Genomic DNA, 17,912 nt, shown 5'->3' on the forward strand with positions numbered 1-17,912 from the left:
TCGCTCTTCGGATAGTAGGTAACGCACAATAAATTTATGAAGCTATCTCAAATTTAGCCATACCAATATCAGTGAATTTATTAAGCAAATAGCATTTGATTAGCAGTTCTTTTTCTCGATTTATCTCAGATTTATTCCTAAAACTAAATCCGAATGTTTGTTTCAGTCGCGAGAAAAAACTTTCTATATAAGATCTTTTTCCATAACTCATCTCTTTTTTCCACTTCTTTATACCATCTTCATCATATGACTTTATGAGCTTGACTGCAGAATTTCTCTCAGCCATACTTTGGATGCTCTGCTGCGTTGTTTTTCGGAGGAATTTTCGTTTTTATACCATATTGATTACACAGCTTATAGAGCTTTTCTCTGTCATATGCCCTATCTGCATATAGTACTTTTATGACATACTGAAAATCGACTTCTTTTAGCAAATCACAAGCTCCATAGTGATCAGCCATTACTGTATTTTACAGCTATGGCTTTTTTGCTGTTTGTATTCAACATTACATGCAATTTTCTTGTCTGTTCATAGCTGCGATACTTTCTATCTTCGCTATTTTCTTTGCTATGACCAGGAGTGTTGTTGTATATACTAATTCCTGTACTATCTATAGCAATTTCGATATCTTCCATATTATTTTCTGCAATCATTTATCTTAATATTAAGTTTCTTAAACCTTCTTGATGATTGTGAATAGCTGATAACTTGCAAATTTTTCCCAATTTGCTCAAGGTATCCTGCTATAAACCCAACTGTTTGCCTCAGGCCTATTCTAAATAAACAAGTTATTATGTGCACCAAAATTACAACTTTATCACTATAAATATTGTTGCCACCTGGTATTTTTGGACCATTCTCGTACCACTTTTCTATGGCGTCATTGATATAACAAAAAATGCTTCCTCTTTCTTGGAGAAATTTGTTATATTCATGGCAGTTACTGACTCTCATTTTTTGTGGCATATTTTTTCTTCAACAGTTAAATGGCTATTTATAATGAATTTTGTCAGTAACTGCCAGTTCTTTTCACTTGAGCGATGCAACAAAGCCATCCCAGTGTCAAGCACTGGGATGACAAGAAGAGGGCACTGCCCTCTTGGATGGAAGCCAGTGTTAGCTACTTTCATGACACCCTGACAACCGTCATCCCGCTACTTGTTAGCGGGATCTAGAGATACCGTGATGGTATGACGTAGGGGTTGCCGAGAACTTGTCATCCCAGTGCTTGACACTGGGATCCAGTTTTTCGTATAATTTTGTCAAAATCTATTGTGCTAGCAAGTTCACTAGCGTCACGCGCTGGTCTGTTAGACATTTACGTGTAGGGTGAAGAAATTTTGAAAAAGACATACCAAATATGAAAGGCCTATATATTAAAACTTACGGCTGTCAGATGAACGTTTATGACTCCGTTTTAATGGAAAATGTAATTAAACCTTTGGGGTTCAACGTTGTTAGTGATGCAGGGAAAGCCGATTTAGTGATACTGAATACTTGTCACATTAGAGAGAAGGCAGCAGAAAAACTTTACTCAGAGCTTGGGAAGATTCATTCGTTACGAAAAGAAATGACTATAGTGGTGGCTGGGTGTGTAGCGCAAGCAGAGGGAGAAGAAGTGTTCAGAAGGGCTCCTTTTGTTGATATTGTTGTTGGTCCGCAGAGTATCGCTACCTTACCGGAGCTGATAGTCAAAGCAAGCAGAAGTAAAGGTCATGTAATAAACACTGATTTTCCTGAAGTTGCAAAGTTTGATAAATTGCCAGATGAATGCTATGGCAATAGCCAGGGGTCTTCTGCGTTTCTTGCCATACAAGAGGGTTGTGATAAATTTTGTACGTTTTGTGTAGTGCCCTATACTCGTGGAGCTGAGTATTCACGGCCAGTGAATGAAATATTTCGTGAAGCATTGAAATTAGTTGCAAATGGAGCAAATGAGATCAATTTGCTTGGTCAGAACGTCAATGCTTACCATGGGGAGTGCGAAGGGGAAGTGTGGGATTTAGGAAAATTAATTAGTCATATTGCTAAAATTGAAAAGCTAGAGAGGATTCGTTATACAACTTCTCATCCAAGAGATATGCATGAATCTCTCTACTTGGCACATGCGGAAGAGCCAAAGCTCATGCCGTTTGTTCACCTGCCTGTGCAGTCTGGTTCGAATAAAATATTGCACGCGATGAATAGGAAACACACTGCAGAGGAGTATTTGGAAATAATAGACAGATTTCGCAAATTGAAACCTGAAATCGAATTTTCTTCTGATTTTATTGTTGGTTTTCCTGGAGAAACCGAAAAAGATTTTGAAGAAACTATGAAATTAGTAGAAAAAGTTAGATATGCTCAGGCTTATAGTTTTAAATACAGCCCAAGACCAGGCACACCGGGAGCGGAAAGAAAAGATCAAGTACCAGAAGAGGTTAAAACAGAGCGCCTTCTTCGTTCACAGAAATTAATTAGTAAGCAACAACTTGAGTTTAACCAGAGTATGGTAGGTAAAACTATACCTGTTCTATTTAGCGATAAAAAAGGTAAACACCAAAACCAAATTATTGGTAAAAGCCCATATATGCAATCAGTGTGCATTGATGATTCTGAAGATAAATACAGGGACAAAATAGTAAATGTGAAAGTGTTGGAAGCTCGGCAGAGTAGTTTGCTGGGGTGTGCATTTCACTGATTTTAAGCAGCGTTAAATATAAATCTTAAGCAAAGAGTATTGAAAAAATGCAATCATAATCTTTTTCAAAAGTTACAAAGTTTAATTGCTACCTCTGCTGAACGGGTACCTTAAACCTACAAATTTGAGCTTACCTATATCAATTTTTTGTACAAGATGAGTTAGTAACAACTTTATGTATAAAATTGAAGAAGAATAAAAATACAATAACGAGCATTAAATTAAATATTCCCACCTTTAAAAAACCCTCTTTATACATTTCTAAAGATTCTAAATAATTTATTTTACCATTCACTGAAGGAACTGACATAAATTTTGATATTGCAACTCCGGCTAGGTTAGAAAACGCTAATGACAGCATTACTATACCCATCACTACTCCTCTAAGGTTTTTGGGGGCTAGTGTAGTTGCTTGTTCTTGGACTAATGGAGCAATACATAATTCTCCCAGTCCCATAAAGGAGATAGCAATTATTAAATATAAGTATTCTACTTTACCTTCAATGTTAGAGTTTAAACATCCTATGTACAGTGTGAAAAAACACATAGCCATTGTCAGAAGGCCAAGGGTAAACATGGAAGTTGCATATTTTTGCTTAAACTTCATGTATGTTCCAAAAAGAAAGCCAAATATTATAATTGACAAAGGATTTATGGCTTGAGAAACTGAAGCTGGGATTGTTATACCTAATACATTGTTAATAACGTTTCTTTCGGTGAATAAGTTAACCAAAGAGCCAAGCTGCATTTCTAAAGCAAAAAAACACAAGAAAAATACCACAAGAATAGATAATGCCACTAATTTTCGTTTTTGTTCTGCTGATAATTTAGATATTATATAAATAAATATGCCCAGAGCTGTTATTCCAATAAATATGAGCATATTAGTAAAAAATTCACTATGTATAAGCATTTTAGCAATTATTGATGATGACAGAAAGCTTCCTATCAATACTATACCAAAAATTTTAATCCCTAATATGCGCTTATTCATAAGCTCTGGATAAGGAGAAAGGCCTCTATCTCCTAAAAGATTCTGAAATTTGAGAAGAAAGATTAGCCCTATAGACATCCCAATACCAGCTAAACCAAAGCCGTAGTGCCAGCCAAACAAGTGGGCTACATAACCACATGAAATAGAAGCCAATATTGCTCCAATATTCACACCTACGTAAAATAAAGTAAAGCCTCTGCTACGTTCAGGATCGTCTTTGCCATAGCATGAACTAAGTAAGTTAGTTACGTTCCCTTTAAACATACCAGTACCTATGGCTATTAGAGATAAACCTAAATATAATAAACCTGGTTCAAACTTAACCAATGACATGCAAGCATGACCTGCTATCATCACTATCCCTCCAAGCAACACCATGTTGCGGAATCCCATCAACTTATCAGCTAAAAAACCTCCAAGTATTGGTATAGCATAACCTGTTGCAGCAAATAATGAGTAAATAGTAAAGGCCCTCTCATCAGTGAAACCTAAGTGAGAAGTCAAAAATAGGACCAAAAGTGCCCTCATTCCGTAGTAAGAGAAACGTTCCCACATTTCAACAAAGCACAACATTTTTAAAAATTGTGGAAACTTATCTGTCTTCTGATCCATAAAATACCCCTAAAGCTTGGGTTAATGTTAAGTAAAACAATAAAAACTGCAAGTAAAACTTAAAAAAAGGTATTGGAAGCTCGGCAGAATAGTTTGTTGGGGTGTGAGCTACGGAAATATTTTTGAATTTGTAATTTTTCAGAAAGCCCTATATTCTTTAGTTTTACATAGCGAACATGAAGTCAAAGCATTATCCTGATACAGTAAGTAGTCCTGATTTTTCATCGTTAGAAAAGGAAATCATAAAATTTTGGCAGGAAAACAAAGTTTTTGAGCGGTCAGTTGAAGAACGTTCCAAGGATAATTGTTTTGTCTTTTACGATGGGCCTCCGTTTGCAAATGGACTTCCGCATTATGGACATTTACTCACTGGTTTCATCAAAGACGCATTTGCAAGATATCAAACTATGCTTCAAAAAAGGGTTGAACGTAGATTTGGCTGGGATTGCCATGGATTGCCGGCTGAGATGGGTGCAGAAAAAGAACTTGGAATATCTGGTAGAACTGAGATAGAGAAGTTTGGTATAGATAAATTTAACGATCATTGCCGTACTTCTGTGATGAAATTTTCATCAGAGTGGGAGAAGTATGTAAATAGGCAAGCAAGGTGGGTAGACTTTCACAATGACTATAAGACTATGGATAAATCATTCATGGAGTCGGTCATGTGGGCATTCAAGCAGCTTTATGATAAGGGTCTGGTGTATGAATCAGTGCGCGTTGTACCATATAGCTGGGCATGCGAAACTCCATTATCTAATTTCGAAACAAGGCTTGATAACGCGTATAGAGAAAAAGTTAGCAAAGCTGTAACTGTTGCATTTGAGCTTTTAGAAAACCCACAGCAATTTAAAAGTGTTAAACGAAAGTGTAAATTACTTGCTTGGACTACAACTCCTTGGACGTTGCCGAGCAACTTGGCTTTAGCAATAGGAAAAGATATTAAGTATTGTGCAGTGTCAGTCCACCCTTTGATGTCATTCCAGCGCGTGACGCTGGAATCTATTTCTGGATCCCAGTGTCTGGGCACTGGGATGACAGGGAGTAGTGAAGGAAGTTCAATGAATGGTGAAATATACATTTTTGCTGAAAGCTACTTAGAGAAATTTATCAGCCACTCTGAACAAAACAATATTCCATATGAAAACTGCAATATAAAACTTAAAGCGAATGATCTTGCAGGTCTTTCTTACAAACCACTGTTTGACTATTTTAAAGACACAAAAAATGCATTTCGCGTTTTTATTGCTGATTATGTGACGGAAGAAGACGGTACTGGCGTTGTGCATACTGCTCCTGGATTTGGTGAGGGAGATTTTTACCTTTGCCAAAGCCATGATATTCCAGTTATTTGTCCAATTGATAACAGTGGAAAATTTACTGCTGAAATTTCAGATTTGGCAGGGGTTCATGTTTTTGATACCAATGATACAGTAATAAAAAAATTAAAAGAGCAAGGGAATTGGTTTAAAACTGAACAATATATTCACAATTATCCACACTGCTGGAGAACTGACACTCCTTTGATCTATCGCACTATGCCTTCTTGGTATGTTGCTGTTACAAAATTCAAAAGCAGAATGGTAGAGCTAAATAAGAGAGTTAATTGGATACCAAACCACATTAGAGATGGTCAATTTGGAAAATGGCTTGAAGGGGCACACGACTGGTCAATTTCACGCAATCGATTCTGGGGTACGCCAATCCCTGTATGGAAATCAGACGATGCGAGATATCCAAGAGTAGATGTATATGGTTCAATAGAAGAACTGGAGAGAGATTTTAATGTTAAAATAGACGACTTGCACAGACCATTTATCGATACTTTAACAAGACCAAATCCTGATGATCCAACAGGAAAATCAGTTATGCGCCGTGTACCTGACGTGTTTGACTGCTGGTTTGAATCTGGCTCGATGCCATTTGCGCAAATCCACTATCCGTTTGAAAATAAGGAGTGGTTTGAATCTGCGGATTTTATCACTGAATACATAGCACAAACCAGGGGGTGGTTTTATACGCTCTTTGTATTGTCCACTGCTTTGTTTGATAGGGAACCATTTAAGAACTGCATATGCCACGGTGTTGTTTTGGATGTAAAAGGGCAAAAATTGTCCAAACGTTTGAATAACTATGCAGATCCAATGGAGGTTTTTGATAGATACGGTTCTGATGCACTGCGTTTTCTCATGCTTTCTGGATCTATTGTTTGTGGTGGTAATTTGCTACTTGATAAAGAAGGAAACTCAATACGAGATGTTCTGAAAAACGTAATAAAACCTATTTGGAACAGTTATCACTTTTTTACTATGTATGCAAATGCAGATGGAATTAAAGCTGAAGTTTGTAAGGATTATCAAAGTACTATTGATCGCTACATGATTTCCAAATGTTTTGAAGCTGTGGAAAGTATCCAAGCTTCTATGAACAGCTATAACTCCCAAGAGGCTTGCAAAATTTTAATGAACTTTTTTGAAGTGCTAAATAATTGGTATATTCGTCGCAGTCGCGAGCGTTTTTGGAAAAGTGATTTGGATCAGGATAAAACTGATGCTTATAATGTTCTATATACGGTTTTTTATTACATACTAAGAGCTGCAGCTCCTTTGTTGCCACTTATAACAGAGAATATATGGCAAGGGCTTAAGTATGAAGAAACATCTGTTCATTTGGCCAATTTTCCACAATTAGAGAAGTTTGATAGTCAGCTCATTGCCAAGATGGATCTAGTGAGAGAGGTGTGCAACTCTGCACTTTCGATCAGAAACACTTTTAATATACGTATCAGACAGCCGCTTGGCAGTATGATCATTTATCATCAGTCTTCCTGTAGTTTTCTTGAAGGTGAACCGCTTTCTGTCATCCCAGAGTTCTCTCCTGTCATCCGAGTAGCTGACACTGGGATCCAGAAAGAAAAAAGTGCTGGAATGACACCAAGCATGAATGAATATCAAGAGATGATAAAAGATGAGGTAAATGTAAAAAAACTGGAGTTAGTAAACAGACTTGAAGATATTGCATCACTAGAGTTAAAGCTAAGTTTTCCCCTGCTTGGAAAGAGAATACCAGATAAAATTAAGAAACTAGTTCAATATGTCAAAGAGGGAAAATGGAAGCAAGTTGAAAATGAGCAAGTTTTTTTAGGTAATGAGTCAGAAAATTACATCATAGAAAAAGGCGAATATGAACTATTGTTAAAAGCAAATAGTGGATATTCTGCTGTGTTTGATAACAACAAAGGAGTTGTCATTCTAAATACTGAACTAAATGATGAATTAATTCTAGAAGGGTTAGCGAGAGATGTCGTGAGGCTCATTCAAGAAACCAGAAAACAAGCTGATTTTCATATATCAGATAGAATCAGAGTAATAATCAAAACAGAAGAAGAGAAAATTAAGGAAGCAATAAATACGTGGTTTGAATATATAAAAGAGCAGACCCTTGCCTTATCTTTGGACATTAATACAGAAATTGGAACTAACTTCTATTCTAAGGAATATCAGGATTTAAGTGTTAGTATTGAGCGTTAAATTTTTAATAAAGTTGCAAGATTGTCAGTATTTATGCTATACTTAAGGTAATTGGATAAGGTTATAATATGAATAAAGCTGTTGCAGATGATTATGAAGAAGTTGTTAACAATAGTGGTGGTTTAGGTAAAGCAGAATCTGTTGTTACTTTGGAGGAGGAAGAAGAGTTTTTTGATGCTATGGAAGCTGTTTCTAATGTAGAAGAAGGGAATAATTTAGGTCTTGCTACTTCAGAAGAGGAAGAAGAATTTTTTGATGCTGTGGAAGAACAAGAGCCGTTAGCTAATTTTAACGTTCCACTCAGTATATTTCATTATAAAGATTATAACTCTGATTTTTTACTTCCTGGTATAATATATCAAGCGAAATATTTAAGGAAATAAATAGAACTTGCCCAGAAAAGAAAATATTAAATTTAGCTCTGTCAGTTTTAATGCTTCCTTATATTGCTTTTACTGCACTGGGATTAGTCGTATGCAGTAGATTTCAAGCAAACAGCAACAGTGTAGGGGAAGATAAGACAAAAAAGAGTGAAACTGGCATGCCAAAAAGATTGGCATATGGTGTTCTTGCTGCAATAGCAATTTTTGTTAATATGGCTGTACTTGTAGCCTTAGTTGTTCCTGCAACAATTGCTTTGGCTACTTTTTATCTTTTAAATAGAGATTTATCTCACTCTTTAGTTACTGCTCTTAAAATAAGTATGGGGCGGTATTCTAATAAGCATCAAAATATTGAGGTATCTTTTCATGAAAAGGAAGTTACTGGACCAAATATTGCGTGGATATGGAAACAGAATTTCCACCGCAATTTAAACGATTGCTTAGAGATTTGTATGAAAATGAAAATAACAAGTGGTTTGATGTGACGCGGAATTCAGAGCATAGCATCGTACTGAAATTATCAACTAACATCAATTTAAAAAATGGTCTTAAGCCCTTACGCAATGAAATCAAGGATGTGCTTGCAACTTCTATTCAGGAATTTGCGAAGACTATGGAAGAACTGATAAAGCTAGAAAAGAAAGAGATTACATATGATAAATTGAAGGAATTATTGAACGAATTCAAGTCGAAAGTGGTAGATAGTATAGGTCCTAATTTGACAAGTCACTTAATACAAAGTGCTTATCAAGTTGCCTTTATACAAGCAATTAAGTTTCAGCGAGATAGACGGGGAGAAGATTTTTCGCTGGAAGATGAGATAAAAAATTCTTTAGTGAGACAGGAATTAGAGAGTTTAAGAGGAATAGGTCAAACAAGGTGTAACAATATATATAGGAAATTAAAAGAAATACATGAAAACAGTAGCTTAACAAATGACACCTTAAAAAGGGGGTTAGAAGACCTTTTTAAATTCGAATATGATGATCAAGAGATTGAGCGCAGGCTGATAAAATCAGTAATGAAAAAAGTTCAAGGTAAGTTAAGTCAATCAGATATACCGGATAAGGAGAAGCAAAGCCTAAGGAAGCAGCTTGAAGATTTAGAAAAAAAAGTAAAGGTTCCATCGGATAAGGAAGCTTCAGCTAAAATAAATGACTTTATAGAAAAGATGTATTTAGAAATAAAAAAATATAAAGTGCAAAGGTTACTTCGAGAACAAAAAAAGGGTGTTTTACGTTTATGCAAGAAATTAAGAAAATATGGTGAATCAGGTCTAGCAGAAATAATTGAAGCTTTTCGCGTGCAAGATGAAGGACATTTAGAAAAATCTACATTAGAACAAACACTCAAAAATCAAAATAAGCGTTTACAAGCTGAACAAAATAACAGGGAAAAAGGGCATCCGGGTACAAGATCAATAGAAGTGCTCTTAAAAAGGAATGAAGAAATTCTGAAAGCATTAAAACAGTTAGAATTAGGCAAAAAAGAATTATTGATAAATGAAGAAACAAAAAATGATTATAAAGAAGAACTAACGTCTCGTGAAAAAATAAAATTTGCAGTAATAGAAGATGATTTACTGAAGGTATTCAAGCTTGAAACTTTTGATGAAAAAGAAATCAAGAAGTTATTAGAAAGAGCAGAACTGGAGTACTGTTTAGCAGAAAAACGCATCAAATATCCTGTAATTAAAACAAAAGATAATATCAAATATTTTAGTCAAAATTTATTGTCTCCTTTGATAGACAATTTGACAAAAAATATAATAAATAATATACCAGGAAATAGTGAAGGTTGTATACAGAAAGTTAAGAACTGGAGTAAAGTTATGTTTGGTGCAATAAAGATTGGAGCATCAAATGCTTATAAAGAGACTACAGAGAGAAAAGCGTTAGATGTGGCACATAATACTTATAAAGAAGGAGAGACATTTCTTCAATGTTTTCAGTCAAATTATGAAGGTATTGGAGCCTTTTTAGGTAATTTATTTTCTGATGATGGGGTAACATTTAAAAATGATGTGTGGCCTAAAATAGAAGAGCATTTGCATGGAATGTTGGATAGATTTTTCAAGGATATTGAATTCAATATTGGAAATAAATTGGATGAAGCAAGTGTGACACAGCAACGGCAGGAAACTATGATTGTGACTCAACGATAAGTTCTCAAAGTTCCTCCGGTATTTTCACATACTAAATTAACTATAGCACTTGATTCTTTTTGGATCTCTTTTTCAGTTAAAGTGTGGATTGGAGAGCAAAAAGTAACTGACAACGCTATAGACATCTTATTCGGTTCTATATTATTTCCATGGTATACATCGAATATCAAAACTTCTGTGATGAGCTCTGAGCTTTTTTTTATCACATTGATTATGTTACCTACTTCCACATCCTTATTTACTATAAATGCAAAATCACGTTTTACACTTTGGTATTTATAATCGATAAATTTCTTTCTACTTACAGGTAAATTTTCAATATTTTCTAGTATTACCTCAAAACCTACAACTTTTTGCTTGATATCAAAAAGATCTAATATATTAGGATGCAACTCTCCAAAATAACCTGCTACTTTATTCTTAAAAGAGAGAGTGCCTGACTTTCCTGGGTGGTAATGTTCTTTTTCTGCTTTCTCTATCGTTAAATTATCACAATTAACGTTAAAAAACTCCAAAGCTGCTATGCAATCAGCCTTTGCGTCAAAAACATCTACTTTCCTATCAGTATTATAATGGTTTCGCGGTAAATTATTTCCTGACCTAATTCCACTTAAAACATACTTAGACTGAGCTTCACCATCGTAAATCGGCCCGATTTCGAAGATTGCAAGATCAGATATTCCATGGGCAATATTATCAGCAGTAACTTGCAATAAATTTGGCATAATACTTGGTCTCATTATATTAAAGCTATTGTTAAACGGATTATCGATGATAAATAACTTATTCGAGTAACCAAATTTTTCAGCTGTTGATTCACTCATAAACGACCAGGTTAGCACTTCATGAAACCCTCTGTTTGTCATCAAAATACGCAAATTGTCGTATGTACTATCTACTTCTTCAACATTATTTGGTAGTGGTTCTTCTTTTATTTTGTCATAGCCGTATATCCTTGTTACTTCTTCGATTAGGTCAGCCGGTATTGTCACGTCCGGTCTCCAGCTTGGTACTTGTACATTCCAATTGCCTTCGGTTTTTTTATCAATACTAAACCCTAGTTTCGTTAAGATATCAAGCACCTCATCAGGCGATACAGACACACTTCCAAACTTGTTCACATCCTGATAATCAAAGCTCACCTTGGTGTCAGCACTATCTAAACTGCCAGCAGACACTACGCTTGAGGTTTCTCCACCACATAAGTCCAGAATCATTTTAGCTGCAAGGTTGAGTCCATCAAAAGTAAATTCAGGATCAACTGAACGTGCAAATCTGTAACTAGCGTCTGTGGAGATGCCGAGCTGCCTTGAAGATTTAGTAATAGAGATGGGATCGAACCAAGCAGACTCTAAAAAGATATCAGTAGTTTCAAGAGTACATTCACTGCACTTACCACCTATAATTCCAGCAATTCCATGAATATTTTTATCACCTGCAATGACGCTTATGTCTTTGTTTAATAAGTATTCTTTACCGTTCAAACCAGCAAATTTTTCTCCGTCGTTTGCTTTGCGTACTGTGAGCTCTCCCTCTATTTTTTTTGCATCATACGCGTGCATTGGGCGGCTGAAAGATATCATAATATAGTTCGTGATATCAACTATTGCAGAAATGGAGCGCATTCCTATCGATTCCATCCTATCTTTTAACCATTTTGGGCTTTCTTGATTTTTTACATTGGCGATGTATATTCCACTAATAAAACTTTCCCCGTCAGTAACTTCAACATCGATTGGTGAATTTATGGAGCTGGTAAGTTGTGGAATGCTTAAAGTCTTTAATGTCCCAATTCCAGTTGCAGCAAGGTCGCGAGCTATTCCATAAATGCCTAAGCAATCTCCACGGTTTGGAGTAACATTTATATCAATTACAGGGTCACAATTGAAAAATTTATCCCCTACTTTATAATCATCGGAAAGCTCGATTATTCCTTCACTTTCCTCTTGAACCAGCACAAGTTCAGAAGCAGAGCAGAGCATCCCTTCACTTAGCATTCCTCGTATTTTTGTGGACTTAATTGTGAGATCACTTTCTGGCAACGTGCTACCAAGAGATGCAAGTACAGTTTTCATACCTTCTCTAACATTGTTTGCTCCACAGACTATTTGTAGAATTTTACTTCCATCATTTACTTTACATAATTTTAATTTATCAGCATTTGGATGAGGTACGACTTCTAATACCTCTGCAACAATAAACCCAGTCAATCTGGAATTATCGATCACATTTTCTACTTCTAACCCTATGTGAGTTAATTTATCGGTAATTTCTTCTAAACTAGCATTGGTTTCTAAGTGTTCTAATAACCAAGATAATGTGAATTTCATGGACCTAAAAAGAAGTGAAAAAGTTATTGTAATATAAAATGTAGTGCCTTTAAAGCTTGTTGTAGTGGAATACTTCTACATCATTGTTTATGATGTAGAAGCTTTTGTAACTTTATATCTTCTTGCGAAGAGAAAGAATTTTTTCTATATCACCTTTTAAATCTATCTCCAGAAAGAATTTAAGACTTTCATAATCCCAGGCATCCTCATCAATGTTACCATCAAAAAAGAAGTGTATTATTGCATTGTTGAGTCCTATGTAATAATCGCGAGTATCTTTGTCAAGGAAACCATACGCGTCAAGTTAAGAGATTGTGAGCAAATTTAGAGAGGTTAAAGTGGATACTCTAGCCCTTCTACGTTTGTCTTTTAATGAAAATCGCGACCAAGTTATAGTGAGTTTTTTAAGAAATGCTTTTAAACTATTAATTTTGGTTAATACTAAAAATAACTCTCTAACCCGCCTTTTTAGCTCAATAAATGCCTTTGTTAAGCTAAGTTCTGTATTCTTTTTCACTTCTGTGCAACCAACTATGCCGTGAAATATAAGAATTGCGCACAATTTAGCATATAGTTCACATAATACTCTGCATGGCTTTCCTTTTAGCTTATCAAGCCTGGTATGGCTTTTATACAATTTAAATAATAACTCAATTTGCCACCTTACTCTGTAAATCGTTAATACTTGCTCAGCACTAATTTTATTTTCTGGAACATTAGTTATAAATATTGACCAGTTCAACAATTTTTGATTTCTTTTAGAGGATGTATATCCCTGCGATCTTGCTAATCTATTAGCTTTCCTTCTTCTGGCCATATTCAGTTAGTTTCTGACATATAATTCTTACTCTAATTTTTGCTTCTTTTCCTAACAATACCTCGTTTTCTAAAAATAACTTATCCTCTAAACATTCTAATAACTCCATTTTTTGATTTGTTTCTACATCATATATGTCGGTATCAACGACTTATGAAATAAGCTCCTATTTCATTGATTTGTTTAAAAGAACTTGGCACAAAATAACCGAGATCAGATATTAGCAAATCATTGCTTAATATATTACTTAAATGTTTCCTATATCCCTGGTCTGATCTTACCCCCTCCGTTAAATTAAGTTGGTCTATTATCTGATTCATGTAGTCGAAAACTAATTGTAACTTTATTCCAGACTTAGTATTGCTTTCATAGCCACTGTAGCTAGTACCATAACCTTTATACATCTCTTCCATACTGTTAGGTATAGCTACTGTCCAATAATTTAACACTATTAAATTGCTGTAAGATTTTGCAACCAACTTGCAAGATATTTTTAAAGAGAATCACAGATTCATTATACATCCTTTTCATAAATTCCACTGCTTCTTCAGTAAATCTAAACTTGTTTTGTTATATCTATCGAGTCCTCGTTTAGTAATTGAAACATTGTTTCTACGCTACAATTATCAACTCCTATATTACCCAAGACCATGGCTTTTACGAATGATGAACCTTTTAGCTTTCTCTTTCTTTTTATAAACCTTGTTGTAATTGAGATTTTCTCTGCTTTTTCATTAAAAAATTCTTTGAGCTTTTTTGATAAGCAAGTTATTTTATTCATTGGTTCTCTCACTAAAAGTATATCTGGGAGAACTTATACCTTATTATTCTATCTCTTTCATACCTTTATTTCCTTAACTTGACGCGTATGGTTTTACTGATTGGCAGTAGTCGTCTTTTGTGATTTTGTTTATGCATGGTGCTGAGCAGCGCTTAATTTGATACTCAATACATGGTCTTTTTGTTGATGAAAAGTATTGATCTGAACATACTCTCAAGAGAAAAGCTCTTTGCAATGATAATATAGTTTGCTTCACAGCAGCGGCAGATGTAAAGGGACCATAATAATGAAACTCATTTTTCTTAAATTTGCCTCTATATTTTGCTATTCTTGGATAATCGTGCTTGGAAATTGTCATATAAGGATAAAATTTTCCATCCTTGAGCACAATATTATAAAGTGGTTTCAATGATTTTATTAGCTGTGCTTCAAGAAGCAGTGCTTCGATTTCATTCCCAGTGATGAATATTTCAACCTTAATAACCTGTAAGAGCATAACTCTAATTCGTTCAGAAAGGTTTTCGAATTGAAGGTAGTCGGATAACCTTGACTTTAAGTTTTTTGCTTTTCCAACATATAAAACTTTATTCTTATCTCCAACCATCTTATACACGCCACAGGATTGTGGAGATGATTTGATTTGTTCTTTATATTGCCTGAGCATTTATCCATTGTTTAACCTGTATGGGGTTAAAATCTGCTACTAAATGAAAGATGGAAACTACATTTTCAAGCAAAGACAATCTGTTTCTTCTCAGCTTATCAGAATCACAGTTAATCTTTATACTGTCCATAAACTGATTGATAAACGGAGCAAAACCAGCAAGTTCATCAAGTGCTACATTAAAGTGGTTATTTTTTATCGCTTGTTTTATGTTTTTACAAGCAGTTATAGCACAATTTGATAGCGCAATTTCTTCACTTTCAATCAAAAACCTCTTACCGTAAGATGCACTATAAGTAGTGCCATCACTTTTCCTTGCTTTGCTCATCATGTTACTGACTCTTTTGTAAGTGCTTAGAATTTGTTCACCTTCTGGAGTACTAAGATAACGATCCAATATAACAGTTTGCTTTTCTGCTGTCAGCAGATCATTAATATCGATTTTATATAGTATTGAATCTACAACATCTTGCCTTATATCTCTATTTTTTAAAATAACCTTGAATCTTTCTAAGCAAAATCTAAATACTAGTTCTGAAATTTGTTTTCTATTCGGCTTATCAACTGACGCTGTATTTTTATTAAATAGAAGCCTTGAATATAAAGATACTGACTTGTCTATCATTAGCCTAATTGGAACATGCAAATTATTTTCAAGTATTGTCCTAATTATACCAATTGTCATTCTCCGCAAACCAAATTGATCATACGAACCAGAGATTTTCTCACCTGCTGCAATTAAACCAACTAAGCTATCCACTTTGTCTGCAATTGACACAGCAATTGCAGAAGGAGATTTAGGACACTCCTGCTCTGGCCCGATTGGCTTATAATGCTCAGTTATAGCTTCCACTATTTCTCTATCTTCTTGAAAATAAGAAGCATAATATCCACCCATTACTCCTTGTAATTCTGGAAACTCTCTTACTATCGATGTTGCCAAATCAGCTTTTGCCAAATATGCAGCACGTTCAACTTTTATCAGCGAAGCATGTGGAATAAATATAGCTATATACTTTGACAAAGCCGTAATACGCTTCACCTTTTCCCCCACGCTGCCAAGTGAAGCATGAAATAATATTGAACCTAATCTTTTGACATAATAATCTAGATTTTCCTTTTTATCTTGAGATATTAAAAATTGGGCATCAGCAAGACGTGCTTCTAATATTCTTTCGTGTCCTTTAACAACTTCACCATTGTTGACGTTGACAACAGTGACAAAGTGTGAAATTCTCTTTCCATTACTTAAAGCAAGGTATTTTTGTTGTGTATTAACTATACTAAGTATTACTTCCTTCGGTAATCCAAGTGACTTTTCTTGATTCACTTCACCAAACAGTACGATTGGCCACTCTATAAGCCCTGTCAATTCATTTAGTAAATAATCATTTTTCTCAAGTTGTAAATTCTGCTCTTTTGTGAATTTATTAATCTGATCTAGTATAAATTGCTTTCTTTTGTCCATTTGGAGAATTACACTGTTTTTTTCTAGCAATTCAAAATAGTCTTTAGGTGTTTTAACAGTAAGCGCCGTACCACTTGAGAGAAATCGATGGCCATATGTTGTGTTAGATGCTGTAATCCCTGCAAAAGATACAGGTATTATTTCATCATTTAAAATGCATAAAATGTTTTTAATTGGCCTAACCCACCTTTCTTTTCCTTTGCCCCATCTCATACTTTTTGGCCAAGAGAAATTTTTTAATATTTCTCCTAGTTGATTTTTAAGAAACTCTTGAATGTTAAATGAGCAGCTTTCTCTTTTAATGAAGTAAAAATCCTCATTATTTACTTTTCGAACGAGCAAATCTTCTTCATTTTTCTGATATTTTCTTAAAAAACCTTCGATAGCACTTTTTGGTGCGTTAATGTTTGGTCCCTTAACTTCGTTATTGGAATCCTTTAGCTCCAAAGCATTTATGTTGTCAACAAATAGGGTAATGCGACGTGCCGTTACAAAAACCTCCATTGATGTAAACTTTACATTATTTTTGTTAAAAACATTGGCAATACAGCTCTTAACTTGAACTGTAGCTGAATTCTGCATTCTCGGTGGTATTTCTTCTGAAAGGCACTCAAATAATAACTGCAACGACATACGCTATTTACTCATGTACAATTCACAACATTTTTTTGTCAGCTCTCTAACTCTACCAATATAAGCTGTACGTTCATTCACACCAAGCACACCTCTTGCATCAAGCAGATTAAGTAGGTGACTAGTTTTAATACATTGGTCATAAGCTGCCATTGGTAGCTCCTTTTCAATAAGGAACTTGCACAATTTTTCCGTATCTTCGAATTGCTGCTGTACCACTTTAGTATCATAATAATCTAATGCTAGATAAGAAAATTCATATTCTCTTTGTTTAAAAATATTTCCGTAAGTTACACCGTTATCGTTCCAAATTATATCGTAAACATTATCTACACCTTGTATGCACATTGCTAAACGTTCCAACCCATATGCCACCTCACCAGGAATCATCTTGCAGTCAATCCCTCCAACTTGCTGTATATAAGTAAGCTGTGTTACTTCCATTCCATTGCATGTAACTTCCCATCCAAGTCCTGATGCACCAACACTTGGATTTTCCCAATCATCTTCAACAAACTTAATATCATATTTTTCTGTAGATATGCCAAGAACTTTTAAGCTATCTAAATAGACGTCTTGTAAATTATTACCAGATGGCTTTATTATAACTTGATATTGGTGATGTTGATACAGGCGATTAGGATTATCACTATGGCGTCCATCTGCTGGCCTAATTACTGGTTGTAGATATGCAATTTTTGTCGGTTTTGTATCAATTGCAGACATAATTGTTGCAGGATGTAATGTGCCAGCACCAACTTCAGATGTGTATGGGTGAAGTATAACACATCCTTCACTAGCCCAAAAATCTTGTAACTCTTTTATTATACTTTGTAAGTTCACACAAATTACACA

7 protein-coding genes and 4 pseudogenes are annotated in these 17,912 nt (G+C 34.9%); 3 read left to right on the forward strand and 8 right to left on the reverse strand.

Annotation, left to right across the window (positions count from 1 at the left end):
• Window positions 1-34 precede the first annotated feature (34 nt).
• Window positions 35-967, reverse strand: a pseudogene (locus ACEL90_RS04865) (IS5 family transposase).
• Window positions 952-1,131 (reverse strand): hypothetical protein, encoded by a 180-nt coding sequence (locus tag ACEL90_RS04870; protein WP_423348810.1) that lies wholly within the window; start codon window positions 1,129-1,131, stop codon window positions 952-954. Before ACEL90_RS04870 ends, ACEL90_RS04865 begins: the two are co-directional and overlap by 16 nt.
• Before the next feature lie 230 nt (window positions 1,132-1,361).
• On the opposite strand from ACEL90_RS04870, the gene miaB reads away from it, so the two are divergent.
• On the forward strand, window positions 1,362-2,681 hold the full coding sequence (gene miaB / locus ACEL90_RS04875; RefSeq protein WP_423348811.1) for a tRNA (N6-isopentenyl adenosine(37)-C2)-methylthiotransferase MiaB: 1,320 nt from the start codon (window positions 1,362-1,364) through the stop codon (window positions 2,679-2,681).
• A 139-nt stretch (window positions 2,682-2,820) separates the two neighbouring features.
• On the opposite strand, the gene ACEL90_RS04880 is transcribed toward miaB, so the two are convergent.
• Window positions 2,821-4,287: a peptide MFS transporter gene (locus tag ACEL90_RS04880; RefSeq protein WP_423348812.1), complete on the reverse strand. Its 1,467-nt coding sequence runs from the start codon at window positions 4,285-4,287 to the stop codon at window positions 2,821-2,823.
• Window positions 4,288-4,463: 176 nt separating this feature from the next.
• On the opposite strand from ACEL90_RS04880, the gene ACEL90_RS04885 reads away from it, so the two are divergent.
• On the forward strand, window positions 4,464-7,817 hold the full coding sequence (locus ACEL90_RS04885; RefSeq protein WP_423348813.1) for a class I tRNA ligase family protein: 3,354 nt from the start codon (window positions 4,464-4,466) through the stop codon (window positions 7,815-7,817).
• 68 nt (window positions 7,818-7,885) lie between these two features.
• A pseudogene (locus ACEL90_RS04890) lies at window positions 7,886-10,364 on the forward strand (hypothetical protein).
• On the opposite strand, the gene pheT reads toward ACEL90_RS04890, so the two are convergent.
• The 5 genes and pseudogenes from pheT to ACEL90_RS04915 all read right to left on the reverse strand — a co-directional run bounded on the left by pheT (window position 10,355) and on the right by ACEL90_RS04915 (window position 17,900).
• Window positions 10,355-12,694: a phenylalanine--tRNA ligase subunit beta gene (pheT, locus tag ACEL90_RS04895; RefSeq protein ID WP_423348814.1), complete on the reverse strand. Its 2,340-nt coding sequence runs from the start codon at window positions 12,692-12,694 to the stop codon at window positions 10,355-10,357. The pseudogene ACEL90_RS04890 and the gene pheT sit on opposite strands and share 10 nt — an antisense overlap.
• Window positions 12,695-12,998: 304 nt before the next feature.
• Window positions 12,999-14,292, reverse strand: a pseudogene (locus ACEL90_RS04900) (IS4 family transposase).
• Window positions 14,293-14,383: 91 nt separating this feature from the next.
• A pseudogene (locus tag ACEL90_RS04905) lies at window positions 14,384-14,956 on the reverse strand (GIY-YIG nuclease family protein); the annotation flags it as partial.
• Window positions 14,940-17,057 carry a glycine--tRNA ligase subunit beta gene (glyS, locus tag ACEL90_RS04910; RefSeq protein WP_423348815.1) on the reverse strand — a complete coding sequence of 706 codons (2,118 nt, stop codon included), beginning with the start codon at window positions 17,055-17,057 and terminating at the stop codon, window positions 14,940-14,942. The gene glyS and the pseudogene ACEL90_RS04905, both read right to left, overlap by 17 nt.
• A 3-nt stretch (window positions 17,058-17,060) precedes the next feature.
• Window positions 17,061-17,900 carry a glycine--tRNA ligase subunit alpha gene (locus ACEL90_RS04915; protein WP_423348816.1) on the reverse strand — a complete coding sequence of 280 codons (840 nt, stop codon included), beginning with the start codon at window positions 17,898-17,900 and terminating at the stop codon, window positions 17,061-17,063.
• Between the last annotated feature and the right edge of the window lie 12 nt (window positions 17,901-17,912).

The sequence above is a fragment of the Wolbachia sp. wLmal genome (genome assembly GCF_049435495.1).
Classification (GTDB): Bacteria; Pseudomonadota; Alphaproteobacteria; order Rickettsiales; family Anaplasmataceae; genus Wolbachia; species Wolbachia pipientis.

Excerpts from the sequence above, each read along its gene's own strand:
- pheT (WP_423348814.1), bottom strand. The coding sequence starts at position 12,694 with ATGAAATTCACATTATCTTGGTTATTAGAACACTTAGAAACCAATGCT.
- glyS (WP_423348815.1), bottom strand. The coding sequence starts at position 17,057 with ATGTCGTTGCAGTTATTATTTGAGTGCCTTTCAGAAGAAATACCACCG.
- miaB (WP_423348811.1), top strand. The coding sequence starts at position 1,362 with ATGAAAGGCCTATATATTAAAACTTACGGCTGTCAGATGAACGTTTAT.
- ACEL90_RS04870 (WP_423348810.1), bottom strand. The coding sequence starts at position 1,131 with ATGAAAGTAGCTAACACTGGCTTCCATCCAAGAGGGCAGTGCCCTCTT.
- ACEL90_RS04880 (WP_423348812.1), bottom strand. The coding sequence starts at position 4,287 with ATGGATCAGAAGACAGATAAGTTTCCACAATTTTTAAAAATGTTGTGC.
- ACEL90_RS04885 (WP_423348813.1), top strand. The coding sequence starts at position 4,464 with ATGAAGTCAAAGCATTATCCTGATACAGTAAGTAGTCCTGATTTTTCA.